Consider the following 13,874-nt stretch of genomic DNA (forward strand, 5'->3'; position numbering starts at 1 on the left):
CCGCCATGCCCCGTACCCGCCACCTGCTGCTCGCCACCCTGCTCGGCAGCCTGATCGCCGGCCCCGTCGCCGCCCACGGCCTGTGGACCGAGCAGCGCCGCGGCCAGATCGAAACCATCTACGGCCACGGCGCCGAGGACAACGCCTTCAAGGCCGAGAAGATCAGCGGCGCCTGGGCCTTCGACCACCAGGGTCTCCCGCTCGCCGTGGAGATCCAGCGCCTCGACGACCACGCCCGCCTCAAGCCCACGGCCGCACCGGCGGTGCTCGCCGTGGCGCTGGACAACGGCGCCTGGTCGCAGACGCCGGAGAAGAAGTGGATCAATGCCGGGCGCAGCCAGGTGCCGGAATCGGTGCGCTCGCTGCACACCTGGAAGTACAGCCTGGCGATCCACGAGGAAGGCGCGCAGCTGCCGGACCTCGCCCCGCTGAAGATGGTCATCGTCCCCGAGCGCGACCCGCTCGGCGTCGGCGCTGGCCACAGGCTGCCGGTGCGCGTGCTGGTGGACGGCAAGCCGGCCGCCGGCGTGAAGCTGATCGGCAACTATCGCGGCGCCCCGGACAGCGTCAGCGCGGAAACCGACGCCGAGGGTCGCGCCGAGGTGACGGTGCGCAACGAAGGCCTCAACGTCATCGCCGCCGAAGTCAGCCTGCCGGTGAAGGGCGACAAGGACATCGAGGAACGCGGCCTGTTCGCCTCGCTGACCTTCGTCGGCCAGGCCCATCACGAGTGAGCCCGCCTGCCGGCCCGCCACTGCACGGGCCGGCAGTCTCCAGCACCGATCAGTGCGCGATGCACACCGACTTGATCTCGGTGTAGGCCTCGACCGCCGCGCGGCCGAACTCGCGACCGACGCCGGACTGCTTGACCCCGCCGAACGGCATGTTGGGGTCGAGCAGCACGTGGGCGTTGACCCACACGGTGCCGGCCTCGATGCGCGGCACCAGGTTCATCGCCTTGCTCAGGTCGTTGGTCCACAGGCTGGCGGCCAGGCCGTATTCGCTGTCGTTGGCCATGGCGATGGCCTCGTCCTCGTCGTCGAACGGCAGCACCGCGAGCACCGGGCCGAACACCTCGTCGCGGGCGATGGCCATGTCCTGGCGCACGTCAGCCAGCACGGTCGGCTGCACGTAGAAGCCGTCGAGCGCCGGCGCCTGGCCGCCGGTGACCACGCGGGCGCCCTCGGCGCGCGCCCTGTCGATGTGCTCGAGCACGCTCTGCTGCTGCTTGCGCGACACCAGCGGGTTGATCGCCGCGTCGGGGTCGAGGCCCGAACCGAGCGGCAGGCTGGCCACCGCGGCGCCCAGCTTGTCGACGAACTCGGCATAGCGTGAGCGCTGCACGTAGAAGCGCGAGGCGGCGGCGCACACCTGGCCCTGGTTGAGCAGGCCGCCGAGCAGCGCGCCCTGCACCGCCTTGTCGAGGTCGGCGTCGGCCAGCACGATCATCGGGTTCTTGCCGCCCAGCTCGAGGGCGAAGCGGGTCATGTTCTGCATGGCGGCGATGCCGACGCCGCGGCCCACCTCGGTGGAGCCGGTGAACGACACCTTGCTGACCAGCGGGTGGCCGGCCAGGGCGTTGCCGATGCGGCTGCCGCGGCCGGTGACCAGGTTGAGCGCGCCGGCCGGCACGCCGGCCTCATGGGCCAGCTCGACCAGGCGCAGGGCCGACAGCGGCGTCTCGCTGGCCGGCTTGAGCACCACGGTGCAGCCGCAGGCCAGCGCCGGCATGGCCTTCCACAGGCTGATCATCAGCGGGAAGTTCCACGGGATGATGCCGGCCACCACGCCGACCGGCTCGCGGCGGGCGAAGGCGGTGTAGCGCGCACCCTGCGGCACCGGGATGGACACGTCGAGGGTCTGGCCCTCGATCTTGGTCGCCCAGCCGGCCATGTAGCGCATGAACTCGACGCTGGCGCCGACGTCGAGCATGCGCGAGATGTTGATCGACTTGCCCTGGTTGAGGGTCTCCAGCTGCGCCAGCTCCTCGCCGTGTTCCTCGACCAGCGCGGCGAAGCGCAGCAGGATGCGCTCGCGGTCGGCCGGACGCAGGCCGGACCACACGCCGTTCCTGAACGCGGCGTGCGCCGACTGCACGGCACGGTCGAGCAGCGCCTCGTCGGCCTCGGCGACCTCGGCGATGCGCTCGCCGGTGGCCGGGTTGACCACCGGGCTGCGCGGACTGTCGTCGACCAGCCACTGGCCGTCGATGAAGCAGCCGTGGCGGCGCTGGAGGAAGGCCGCGACCTGCGGCAGGACGTTGACGAGACTCATGCGGGTACCTCGATTCCGGAAATGCGCTGGCGCGCAGGAACGGACGGGCAGCCGCGGGCCGGCCCATCCTCATGGACGGGCCATTGTGCGCAGGCGTCGGCGGCGAAGCTGGTCCGTGCGTGCCAGGCACATTGCCGAGGCTGCCAGGCCGGCTGCAGGGGCGAATTCATTCGCCAAGCAGGCCACCGGCCTGCCCTTGGCAACCTCCGGGGCCGCGTTGCGGCCCATGGCGAATGAATTCGCCCCTACTGGTAGCGCTTGCGGTACTCGCCGGGGGAAACGCCGAAGCGCGCCTTGAAGGCGCTGGAGAAGTAGCTGGCGTCGGAGAAGCCGAAGTCGTAGCCGAGCGCCGACAGCTTGAGTTCGCCGCCGCCATGGCGCAGCGCCTCGGCGCACAGGTCGAGGCGGCGGTTGCGGATGTACTGCGCCACCACCAGCTGGTGGCGGGCGAACAGCCGGTACAGGCCGCGCAGCGACACGCCGATCTCGCGGGCGATCAGCTCGGGGCACAGCTCCGCCTCGCAGATGTGCCGTTCGATGAACGCCTGGGCGCGGCGGAACAGCCGCGCATGCGGATCGTCGTCGCTGTCGCCGCCGGCCAGCGCCGGGCGCAGCAGGCTGACCAGCGCGTCGAGGGTCGCCTCGCTCTCCGCCAGGCTCAGCCCCTCCTGGCGCGCCGATTCGCGCACCAGGCCGTGGGCCAGCACCGCCACCGGGGTGTGCGCAGCGATCCGCGCGCAGCTGCGCACGCTGGAGAAGCGCAGGCTGCGCTCGACCACCTCGCGCGGCAGGATCAGGCTGAGCTGGCGCGAACCCTCGCCGTACTCGAACTCGCTGGGCCGCGCGGCGTCGATCAGGGTGATGTCGCCGGGGGCGAGGACGATGCGCTGGGTGTCCTGGGCCATCTGCGCGCGGCCCTCGAGCTGGAACACCGCGAAGTAGCCCTTGTCCTCGCCGGCGGCCAGTTCGCGCTCGGTGCGGTACAGGCGCGCGTGGGCGATGTCGTTGAACGACATCTTCAGCGCGCCGCCCTGGTACTGCTCGATGCGCCCGGCGAACTCCTCGCCCAGCGCCTTGGCGCAGAAGCGCCCGCACAGCTCGTTGACGCGCTGCAGCCAGCCGTCGAGCGCCTGGTCCACCGCCATGTGCTTCATGTTCATTCGCCACCTCCCGGCATGCCCAGCATATCGCGCGCCAAGAATCGCCGGTCAGGATGCGCCCTTGGGCTTGACCTCGGAGGCCGGCAGGCTCGGCCGGTCGGCCTCCAGCTCGGCGAGCGGCGCGCACTCCTCCATCGCCTCGCGGCAGCGCTGCGCCAGTACCTGGTACTCGCGGGTGCCGGCCTGCTTCCAACGTACTTCCTTGTCGGTGAGCTGGCGGCTGACCCGCGCCGGCGCGCCCATCACCAGCGACTGCTCCTCGCAGGCGAAGCCGGCCTTGACGAAGGCGCAGGCGGCGACGATCGAGCGCGGCGCGATCTGCGCGTCGTCCATCACCACGGCGTTCATACCGACCATGGCGTCCTCGCCGATCTGGCAGCCGTGCAGCACCGCGCCGTGGCCGATGTGGCCGTTGCGGGCGACGCGGGTAACGCTTTCCGGGAAGCCGTGGATCACGCAGGTGTCCTGCAGGTTGGCGCCCTCATCGAGGACGATCCGGCCGAAGTCGCCGCGCAGGCTGGCCAGCGGGCCGACATAGCAGCCGGGACCGACGATCACGTCGCCGATCAGCACGGCGGTGGGATGGACGAAGGCGGTGGGATGGACCACCGGGGTGACCCCGGCGTAACGGTAGCAGGGCATGGGTATTCCTCTTCTTGTTGTTGTGCCCCCGTAGGGGCGAATTCATTCGCCCCTACGGGAAGGTCCGGTTATTCGACGGCGACGTGGCGGCGGCTCTGCACCACCACGAAGCGCCGCGCGACGAAGGCCGCGTCGGTCAGCGCGGCGTTGGCCGCCGGGTTGGCGCCGGTGCCGTGGAAGTCGCTGAATGCCGCCGACTGGTTGACGAACAGGCCGTTGTCCAGATTGACCGACAGCGCCACGCCGACATCCTGCGCCAGCTCCTCGGCCTGCGCCAGCACCGCCTCGTCGGTGGAGTACACCGCCAGGGTCAGCGCGCCCTTCTCGGCGAGGGTCTCGCGCACCAGCTGCAGGCTGTGCGCGGTGTCGTCGCTGGCGATGACGAAGCTGATCGGGCCGAAGCGCTCCTCCGCATAGGCTTCGCGCTGGCTGGCGTCGACCTTGAGCAGCAGCGGGGTGCACACGCGCGCCTCGGGGTACTCGGGATGCACGCGCGTCTCGCTGTCCAGCAGCACCTCACCGAGCGAGCGACAGGCGTCGATGCGCGCCAGGGTGGCCTCGGACTGGATGCAGCCGAGCACGCTGCAGGCGCGCTCGTTGTCAGACAGGAACTTGCTGACGGCGGTGGCCAGGGTCTGCGCCACCTCGTCGAAGCCGAGCACGCCCTCGGCGGTGCGGATACCGCCGCGCGGCACGTAGATGGCCTGCGGGGTGGTGCACATCTGCCCGGAGTACAGGCTGAGACTGAACGCCAGGTTGCGCGCCACCGCCTTGAGGTCGCTCACGCTGTCGATCACCACGCTGTTGAGGCCCGACTTCTCGGTGAACACCTGGGCCTGGCGGGCGTTGTCCTCCAGCCAGTTGCCGAAGGCGCTGGAGCCGGTGAAGTCGATCACCTTGACCCGCGGATCGAGGGCCAGCTGCTTGGCCACCGGCGCCTCCAGGGTATCCGGCACCAGGCTGACCAGCGCCGGGTCGAAGCCGGCCTCGGCCAGCACCTCTTGCGCCACGCGCACGGTCATCGCCACCGGCAGGATGGCGCCGGGGTGCGCCTTGACCAGCACCGGGTTGCCGGTGGCCAGGCTGGCGAACAGGCCCGGATAGGTGTTCCAGGTCGGGAAGGTCGAGCAGGCGATCACCAGGGCGATGCCGCGCGGTACGATGTGGAAGCGCTTGTCCACCACCAGCGGGTCGAGCTTGCCCTGCGGCTTGGTCCAGCGCGCCGTATCCGGCACCTCGCGCAGCAGCTTCCAGGCCTGGGCCACGGCCTCCAGGCCGCGGTCCTGGGAGTGCGGACCGGCGGCCTGGAAGGCCATCGGCAGGCCCTGGCCGGTGGTATGCACGGCGGCGTGGGCGATGTCGAAGCTCTGCGCGTTGAGGCGCTGGAGGATCTCCAGGCACACGCCGATCCACGCCCTGGGGCCGGCAGCGCGCCAGCTCGGCAGCTGCGCCTGCAGGTGGCTCAGCAGGGCGTCGAGGTCCGGCTGGTCGTAGGTGATGCCGAGGTCGAAGCCGTAGGGCGAGCGCTCGCCGCCGACGCGGGTCGAGGGCACCGGACAGTGCAGCTCGAAATGGCGGTCACGCAGCGCGGCGAAGTTGGCCGGGCCGGCGGCCGCGGCCTCCTCGCCGTAGGGACGCTGGCTTTCCGGATAGGGCGTCCAGTGGTCGCGGCTGGCGATGGCCAGGGTGGCGCGCTCGAGCAGCGGCTGGTGGCGGGCGAACAGGTCGAGTGCGGAGACGGTTGCGGGCACGGCGGCTTCCTCGTGGGGTGACGGGCCGGCCCGACAAACACGACATTTGTCTAATGCGCGGCCACTTTCTTGTATCACATCACCTTAACCGCGCCCGGCGGAGAAATCCATACGCCGGGCAAAGCCCTTGCAAATCAAGGGAATGGCAGTAAATCCGGCCTGTCAGGCGGCATTCCGGGCCGCCACGGGGCGCTATCGCCCACCCCTTCCGCTCGTCGGCCGGGGCACGCAAAGCGATAAAACAGACACGAGAAAGCAGCTTTGCATTAGTTGATCTGTATCACTTTATGAGTATACTCGGCTCAAACGGCTGCCCCGTGAAAGTCCCGTCCGCAGCGCAGGAACGGGCCCCGGCAGCGACAACAATTCCAAGAACGAGCCCGGCGCCATCTGCCGGCGTGCACCGCGAGGATGTGCCTCCATGCCTCAGACCCTCAGCGTCCTGCCTCCCGAACAGGGCGTGCGCCTGATCACCCTGCAGCGCCCCGAAGCGCTGAACGCCCTCAACACCCAGCTGCTCGGCGAACTCGCCGCCGAGCTGGATGCCGCCGAAGCCTGCGCCGACACCCGCGCCGTGGTCATCACCGGCAGCCGCCGCGCCTTCGCCGCCGGCGCCGACATCAAGGAGATGGCCGAACGCGATCTGGTCGGCATCCTCGAGGACCCGCGCCTGGCCCACTGGCAGCGCATCACCCGCTTCTCCAAGCCGCTGATCGCCGCGGTCAACGGCTTCGCCCTCGGCGGCGGCTGCGAGCTGGCCATGCACGCCGACATCCTCATCGCCGGCGAGGATGCCCAGTTCGGCCAGCCGGAAATCAACCTGGCGATCATGCCCGGCGCCGGCGGCACCCAGCGCCTGCTGCGCGCGGTCGGCAAGTCGCTGGCCATGCAGATGGTCCTCACCGGCGAGCCGATCGGCGCCCGCCGCGCCCTCGAGGCCGGCCTGGTCAGCGAAATCACCCAGCCCGAGCTGACCGTCGAGCGCGCCGTCGCCATCGCCCGCAAGATCGCCGAGAAGGCGCCGCTGGCCGTGCGCCTGGCCAAGGAAGCCCTGCTCAAGGCCGAAGACACCGACCTGGCCAGCGGCCTGCGCTTCGAGCGCCACGCCTTCACCCTGCTGGCCGGCACCGAGGACCGCAACGAAGGCATCCGCGCCTTCCAGGAAAAGCGCAAGCCGGCCTACAAGGGCCGCTGAGCGGTCCTTGTGCGACATGAACAGCAAGGGTCGCTGAGCGCGCCCGTCACGACCTGCACCGGGGCGCGCCGCGCGCCCTCCTCTAATAAGAGAGAGCCTTCATGAGCTTCGAACACATCCTCTTCACCATCGAGCAGGGCGTCGCCACCCTGACCCTGAACCGCCCGGCGCAGCTCAACAGCTTCAACGCGCAGATGCACAAGGAAGTCCGCGAGGCCCTCAAGCAGATGCGCCAGAATCCCGAGGCGCGCTGCCTGCTGATCACCGCCAACGGCCGCGGCTTCTGCGCAGGGCAAGACCTCAGCGACCGCAACGTGGCGCCGGGCGCCGCCATGCCGGACCTGGGCGAGTCGATCGAGAAGAACTACAACCCGCTGATCCGCACCCTGCGCGACCTGCCGATGCCGGTGGTGTGCGCGGTCAACGGCGTGGCCGCCGGCGCCGGCGCCAACATCGCCCTGGCCTGCGACATCACCCTCGCCGCCCGCTCGGCCAGCTTCATCCAGGCGTTCTGCAAGATCGGCCTGGTGCCGGACTCCGGCGGCACCTGGACCCTGCCGCGCGCGGTCGGCATGGCCCGCGCCAAGGCCCTCGCCCTGCTGGGCGACAAGCTCAGCGCCGAGCAGGCCGAGCAGTGGGGCATGATCTGGCGCTGCGTCGACGACGAGTCCCTGCAGGACGAGGCGCTCAAGCTGGCCCGCCACCTGGCCGCCCAGCCGACCTACGGCCTGGCGCTGATCAAGCGCGCGCTGAACGCCAGCGCCAGCAACAGCTTCGACGAGCAGCTCGACCTGGAGCGCGACCTGCAGCGCCTGGCCGGGCGCAGCGAGGACTATCGCGAGGGCGTCGCCGCCTTCATGGAAAAACGCACCCCCGAGTTCAAGGGCCGCTGAAATGACCGCACTGAATAAAGACGCCGCCGTCGCGGTGATCGGCGCCGGCGCCATGGGCGCCGGCATCGCCCAGGTGGCCGCCCAGGCCGGCCATCCGGTCGCCCTGTTCGACACCCGCGAAGGCGCCGCCGCCCAGGCCATCGCCGGCATCGCCAAGCAGCTCGGCAAGCGCGTCGACGCCGGCAAGCTGGACGCCGCCGAGCGCGACGCCGTGATCGCCCGCCTGACCCCGGCCGCCCGCCTGGAAGATCTCGAAGGCAGCGCTCTGGTGGTCGAGGCCATCGTCGAGAACCTGGAGGTCAAGCGCGGCCTGTTCGCACAGCTGGAAGCGATCTGCGGCGACGACTGCATCCTCGCCAGCAACACCTCCTCGCTGTCGATCACCTCGCTGGCCGCCACCCTCAAGCGCCCCGAGCGGGTCGCCGGCCTGCACTTCTTCAACCCGGCGCCGGTGATGGCGCTGGTCGAGATCGTCGCCGGCCTGGCCAGCGACAAGGCGGTGGTCGACTGCCTGTACGCCACCGCCAGGGCGTGGGGCAAGAAGCCGGTGCACACCAGGTCCACCCCGGGCTTCATCGTCAACCGCGTGGCGCGGCCGTTCTACGCCGAGAGCCTGCGCCTGCTGCAGGAGAGCGCCAGCGACTGCGCCAGCCTCGACGCCCTGCTGCGCGACGCCGGCGGCTTCCGCATGGGTGCCTTCGAGCTGACCGACCTGATCGGCCACGACGTCAACTACGCGGTGACCTGCTCGGTGTTCGACGCCTACTACGGCGACTTCCGCTTCCAGCCCTCGCTGATCCAGAAGGAACTGGTCGACGCCGGCCGCTTCGGCCGCAAGAGCGGCCGCGGCTTCTACGACTACGCCGAAGGCGCCGAGCGTCTGGCTGCGCAGAGCCTGCCGGCCGCCGCCAGGCCCGAGTGCGTGGTGGTGGAAGGCGACCTCGGCCCGGCCAGCGCGCTGATCGAGCGCATCGCGGCCGCCGGCGTGCAGGTGATCCGCCGCGACGGCGCCGGCCTGCTGCGCGTCGGCGAGGCGGTGCTGGCCCTCAGCGACGGCCGCATGGCTGCCGAGCGCGCCCGCGACGAGGGCCTGCGCAACCTGGCCGTGTTCGACCTGGCCCTCGACTACGCCAAGGCCAGCCGCCTGGCCGTGGCCTTCGCCGCCGGCAGCGACGCCGCCGCCCGCGAAGCGGTCGCCGGCCTGCTGCAGGCCGCCGGCCTGGAAGTCACCGAGGTGACCGACAGCCCGGCGCTGGTGGTGCTGCGCACCGTGGCGATGCTCGCCAACGAGGCCGCCGACGCCGTGCTGCAGGGCGTCGGCACCGCCGCCGACATCGACCTGGCCATGTGCGCCGGGGTCAACTATCCGAAGGGCCCGCTGGCCTGGGCCGACGCCATCGGCGTGGGCACCGTGCTGAGCGTGCTCGACAACCTGCAACGCAGCTACGGCGAGGACCGCTACCGGCCGTCCCTGCTGCTGCGCCGCCTGCACTGCGCCGGAGAGCGTTTCCATGGCTGAGCATCACAACGACAACCAGCTGCCGCCGCAGGAGCTGGCCGAGGCCTGCGCCGCCGCCATGTACGAGCGCGACCTGGCCGTGCGCCACCTCGGCATCGAGGTGCTGCGCATGGGCCCGGGCGAGGCCGACCTGCAGATGACCGTCAGCGAGATCATGATCCAGGGTCACAACAGCTGCCACGGCGGCTACCTGTTCACCCTCGCCGACTCGGCCTTCGCCTACGCCTGCAACAGCTACGACGACGCCTGCGTGGCGCTCGGCTGCAGCATCGACTACATCGCCCCCGGCCGCCTCGGCGACGTGCTCACCGCGCGCGCCACCCAGGTCAGCCGCAGCGGCCGCACCGGCAACTACGACGTGCGCATCGAGAACCAGCACGGCCAGCTGATCGCCGTGTTCCACGGCAAGTCCTACAAGATCCGCGGCACCGTCCGCCAGCAGGAGAACCAGGCATGAGTGAAGCCCTGATCATCGACGCCATCCGCACCCCGATCGGCCGCTACGCCGGCGCGCTGTCCGCCGTGCGTGCCGACGACCTCGGCGCCGTGCCGCTGCGCGCACTGATGGCGCGCAACCCGCAGGTCGACTGGACCGCCGTCGACGACGTGATCTTCGGCTGCGCCAACCAGGCCGGCGAGGACAACCGCAACGTCGCGCGCATGTCCTCGCTGCTCGCCGGCCTGCCGATCAACGTGCCGGGCACCACCGTCAACCGCCTGTGCGGCTCGGGCATGGACGCCATCGGCAGCGCCGCCCGCGCCCTGCGCTGCGGCGAGGCCCAGCTGATGATCGCCGGCGGCGTGGAATCCATGTCGCGCGCCCCGTTCGTGATGGGCAAGGCCGAGAGCGCCTTCTCGCGCTCGGCCGAAATGTTCGACACCACCATCGGCTGGCGCTTCGTCAACGCCATCATGAAGAAGGAGTTCGGCATCGACTCGATGCCGGAGACCGCCGAGAACGTCGCCGAGCAGTTCAACGTCTCGCGCGCCGACCAGGACGCCTTCGCCCTGCGCAGCCAGCAGAAGACCGGCGCGGCCATGGCCCGCGGCCGCTTCGAGCGCGAGATCGTCCCGGTGGAGATTCCCCAGCGCAAGGGCCCGGCCAAGGTCGTGGCGCAGGACGAGCACCCGCGTCCGGACACCACCCTGGAGCAGCTGGCCAAGCTCGGCACGCCGTTCCGCGATGGCGGCAGCGTCACCGCCGGCAACGCCTCCGGCGTCAACGACGGCGCCTGCGCCCTGCTGCTGGCCAGCCCGGCGGCCGCCGCCCGCTTCGGCCTCAAGGCCCGCGGCCGCGTGGTGGCGATGGCCAGCGCCGGCGTCGAGCCGCGCATCATGGGCATCGGCCCGGTGCCGGCCACCCGCAAGGTGCTGGAGATCGCCGGCCTGAGCCTGGCCGACATGGACGTGATCGAGCTGAACGAGGCGTTCGCCGCCCAGGGCCTGGCCGTGCTGCGCGAGCTGGGCATCGCCGACGACGACGCCCGCGTCAACCCCAACGGCGGCGCCATCGCCCTCGGCCACCCGCTGGGCATGAGCGGCGCGCGCCTGGTCACCACCGCGCTCAACGAGCTGGAGGAGCGCCAGGGCCGCTATGCGCTGTGCACCATGTGCATCGGCGTCGGCCAGGGCATCGCCATGGTCATCGAACGCCTGTGATACCCGGCGCAGCGCGCCCCGCCCCGTGAGCGCGCTACGCTGATCGACGATTCGCAATAACAAGAAGAACGGGCGGCCTCGCCAGTCGCCCGTGGCTCCACACAAGAACAAAGAGAGACGCCATGAACGCCATGCACAATGCCTCTGCGCACACCGCCATCATCGACCCGATGGAAACCGCCAGCCTCGACCACCTGCGCGCCCACCAGCTCGAGCGCCTGCGCTGGACCCTGCAGCACGCCTACGACAACGTGCCGGTGTACCGCCAGAAGTTCGACGCCCTCGGCGTACACCCCAGCGACCTGAAGTCGCTGGCCGACCTGGCCAAGTTCCCCTTCACCGGCAAGTCGGATCTGCGCGAGAACTACCCGTTCGGCATGTTCGCCGTGCCGATGGAACAGGTGTCGCGCATCCACGCCTCCAGCGGCACCACCGGCCAGCCCACAGTGGTCGGCTACACCGCCAACGACATCGACACCTGGGCCAACCTGGTGGCGCGCTCGATCCGCGCCGCCGGCGGCCGCCCGGGCGACCGCATCCACGTCGCCTACGGCTACGGCCTGTTCACCGGCGGCCTGGGCGCCCACTACGGCGCCGAGCGTCTGGGCTGCACCGTGATCCCGATGTCCGGCGGCCAGACCGAGAAGCAGGTCCAGCTGATCAAGGACTTCCAGCCGGACATCATCATGGTCACCCCGTCGTACATGCTGAACATCGCCGACGAGATGGAGCGCCAGGGCATCGACCCGCACAAGCTGCCGCTGCGCCTGGGCATCTTCGGCGCCGAGCCGTGGACCGGCCAGCTGCGCGGCGAGCTGGAGAGCCGCCTGGGCATCCAGGCCATGGACATCTACGGCCTGTCCGAGGTGATGGGCCCGGGCGTGGCCATGGAGTGCGCCGACTGCAAGGACGGTCCGACCATCTGGGAAGACCACTTCTACCCGGAGATCATCGATCCGGTGACCGGCGAGGTGCTGCCGGACGGCCAGATGGGCGAGCTGGTGTTCACCTCGCTGTCCAAGGAAGCGCTGCCGATGATCCGCTACCGCACCCGCGACCTGACCCGCCTGCTGCCGGGCACCACCCGTGCCATGCGCCGCATCGACAAGATCACCGGGCGCAGCGACGACATGCTGATCATCCGCGGCGTCAACGTGTTCCCGACCCAGATCGAGGAGCAGGTGCTGAAAGTCAAACAGCTTTCCGCCCAGTACGAGCTGCACGTGTATCGCAACGGCAACCTCGACGGCATGGACGTGCACGTCGAGCTCAAGCCCGAGTTCGAGCAGCTGGGCGACGCCGAGCGCAACGCGGTGAGCCGCGAGCTGGCCCACCACATCAAGAGCAGCGTCGGCATCAGCACGCGCATCGAGCTCAAGGCGCCGTTCGCCCTCAAGCGCTCGGAAGGCAAGGCCTGCCACGTCTACGACAAGCGCAAGAGCGCCTGATCCGCGACACCCCAGAGCCCCGCTTCGGCGGGGCTTTTTTTCGCCTGCAGGAAGCCCGCTGCGCCGATCGTGCCCACGCTCTGCGTGGGCACGCCGCCACGGGCGCTCCAGCGCCCAGGGACGCGGAGCGTCCCGTCCCGGGCTCCCACGCCGGAGCGTGGGAGCCATCAGGCTCAGCGGCTCTGAAAACCCCTCCACTCATCGCCAAAAAGCACAAAGCGACACTGAAAATATTTTCTTGCATGTGATTTGTGTATCATATAAAAATACTCAACGCCCAGGCCCTGCCCTGCCTGCAACCCCGGCTGGAGAAAACAAGAAAATGTACGCACAACTCGTCGAAACCGGAGTCAAGCGCGTCAAGAGCCTCGAGGAGATGACTCCCGAGGAGCGCGCCTTCCAGGAACGCATCGATGCCGAGATCAAGATCGAGCCGAAGAACTGGATGCCGGACGCCTATCGCCAGACCCTGATCCGCCAGATCTCCCAGCACGCCCACTCGGAAATCGTCGGCATGCTGCCGGAAGGCAACTGGGTCACCCGCGCCCCGACCCTCAAGCGCAAGCTGCAGCTGATGGCCAAGATCCAGGACGAGGCCGGCCACGGCATGTACCTGTACAGCGCCATGGAGACCCTCGGTGCCGACCGCGACGAGGAGATCGAGAAGCTGCACGCCGGCAAGGCCAAGTACTCGAGCATCTTCAACTACCCGACCCTGAACTGGGCCGACATGGGTGCGGTGGGCTGGCTGGTCGACGGCGCCGCCATCGTCAACCAGGTGGTGCTGCAGCGCACCAGCTACGGCCCCTACTCGCGCGCGATGATCCGCATCTGCAAGGAAGAGAGCTTCCACCAGCGCCAGGGCTACGAAATCCTCCTGACCATGATGCGCCACGGCAACCAGGCCCAGAAGGACATGGTCCAGGACGCCATCAACCGCCTGTGGTGGCCGGCGCTGATGATGTTCGGCCCGAGCGACGCCGACTCGCCGAACAGCGCCCAGTCGATGGCCTGGAAGATCAAGCGCATGAGCAACGACGACCTGCGCCAGCGCTTCATCGACCAGACCGTACCGCAACTCGAATTCCTCGGCTGCACCGCTCCCGACCCGGACCTCAAGTGGAACGAGGAGCGCGGCCACTACGACTTCGGCCAGATCAACTGGCAGGAGTTCTACGACGTGCTCAAGGGCAACGGCCCGTGCAACCGCGAACGCATCGCCACCCGCCGCAAGGCGCTCGAGGATGGCAAGTGGGTCCGCGAAGCCGCCGTCGCCCACGCCGCCAAACGCCAACAAAAACAAAACGCTGCCTGATCGGCGCCTGAATCGGAG

General features: G+C 69.9%; 12 protein-coding genes. 8 read left to right on the top strand and 4 right to left on the bottom strand.

Going from position 1 to position 13,874, the window contains the following annotated elements; all coding sequences use genetic code 11:
- The first annotated feature begins 5 nt into the window (after positions 1–5).
- On the top strand, positions 6–734 hold the full coding sequence (locus tag RA210_RS19580) for a DUF4198 domain-containing protein (RefSeq protein ID WP_201487732.1): 729 nt from the start codon (positions 6–8) through the stop codon (positions 732–734).
- 49 nt (positions 735–783) lie between these two features.
- On the opposite strand, the gene RA210_RS19585 is transcribed toward RA210_RS19580, so the two are convergent.
- The 4 genes from RA210_RS19585 to paaN form a co-directional block, all read right to left on the bottom strand.
- Positions 784–2,274, bottom strand: coding sequence for an aldehyde dehydrogenase family protein (locus tag RA210_RS19585; protein WP_201487733.1), 1,491 nt, complete (start codon positions 2,272–2,274; stop codon positions 784–786).
- A 245-nt stretch (positions 2,275–2,519) separates the two neighbouring features.
- On the bottom strand, positions 2,520–3,434 hold the full coding sequence (gene feaR / locus RA210_RS19590) for a transcriptional regulator FeaR (protein WP_201487734.1): 915 nt from the start codon (positions 3,432–3,434) through the stop codon (positions 2,520–2,522).
- A gap of 48 nt (positions 3,435–3,482) precedes the next feature.
- Positions 3,483–4,076 (bottom strand): phenylacetic acid degradation protein PaaY, encoded by a 594-nt coding sequence (gene paaY / locus RA210_RS19595; RefSeq protein WP_136488656.1) that lies wholly within the window; start codon positions 4,074–4,076, stop codon positions 3,483–3,485.
- A 68-nt stretch (positions 4,077–4,144) separates the two neighbouring features.
- Entirely contained in the window at positions 4,145–5,827 is a 1,683-nt protein-coding gene (gene paaN, locus RA210_RS19600; RefSeq protein WP_136488657.1) for a phenylacetic acid degradation protein PaaN, read from the bottom strand.
- 421 nt (positions 5,828–6,248) lie between these two features.
- Here paaN and paaF point away from each other — a divergent pair, with 421 nt between their 5' ends.
- The 7 genes from paaF (at position 6,249) to paaA (ending at position 13,856) form a co-directional block, all read left to right on the top strand.
- Positions 6,249–7,022 (top strand): 2,3-dehydroadipyl-CoA hydratase PaaF, encoded by a 774-nt coding sequence (gene paaF / locus RA210_RS19605; RefSeq protein WP_201487735.1) that lies wholly within the window; start codon positions 6,249–6,251, stop codon positions 7,020–7,022.
- 101 nt (positions 7,023–7,123) lie between these two features.
- Entirely contained in the window at positions 7,124–7,915 is a 792-nt protein-coding gene (gene paaG, locus RA210_RS19610; protein WP_201487736.1) for a 2-(1,2-epoxy-1,2-dihydrophenyl)acetyl-CoA isomerase PaaG, read from the top strand.
- Position 7,916: 1 nt separating this feature from the next.
- A complete protein-coding gene (gene paaH, locus RA210_RS19615) occupies positions 7,917–9,434 on the top strand; it encodes a 3-hydroxyacyl-CoA dehydrogenase PaaH (RefSeq protein ID WP_201487737.1) in 1,518 nt (505 codons plus the stop codon).
- Entirely contained in the window at positions 9,427–9,891 is a 465-nt protein-coding gene (gene paaI / locus RA210_RS19620; RefSeq protein ID WP_201487738.1) for a hydroxyphenylacetyl-CoA thioesterase PaaI, read from the top strand. Before paaH ends, paaI begins: the two co-directional genes overlap by 8 nt.
- Positions 9,888–11,093: a 3-oxoadipyl-CoA thiolase gene (gene pcaF, locus RA210_RS19625; RefSeq protein WP_201487739.1), complete on the top strand. Its 1,206-nt coding sequence runs from the start codon at positions 9,888–9,890 to the stop codon at positions 11,091–11,093. Before paaI ends, pcaF begins: the two co-directional genes overlap by 4 nt.
- Positions 11,094–11,215: 122 nt before the next feature.
- Positions 11,216–12,541: a phenylacetate--CoA ligase PaaK gene (gene paaK / locus RA210_RS19630; RefSeq protein ID WP_201487740.1), complete on the top strand. Its 1,326-nt coding sequence runs from the start codon at positions 11,216–11,218 to the stop codon at positions 12,539–12,541.
- 322 nt (positions 12,542–12,863) lie between these two features.
- Positions 12,864–13,856 (top strand): 1,2-phenylacetyl-CoA epoxidase subunit PaaA, encoded by a 993-nt coding sequence (gene paaA / locus RA210_RS19635; protein WP_201487741.1) that lies wholly within the window; start codon positions 12,864–12,866, stop codon positions 13,854–13,856.
- Positions 13,857–13,874: the final 18 nt, after the last annotated feature.

Source organism: Pseudomonas sp. OF001 (assembly GCF_904426495.1).
In the GTDB taxonomy this organism is placed as follows: Bacteria; Pseudomonadota; Gammaproteobacteria; order Pseudomonadales; family Pseudomonadaceae; genus Geopseudomonas.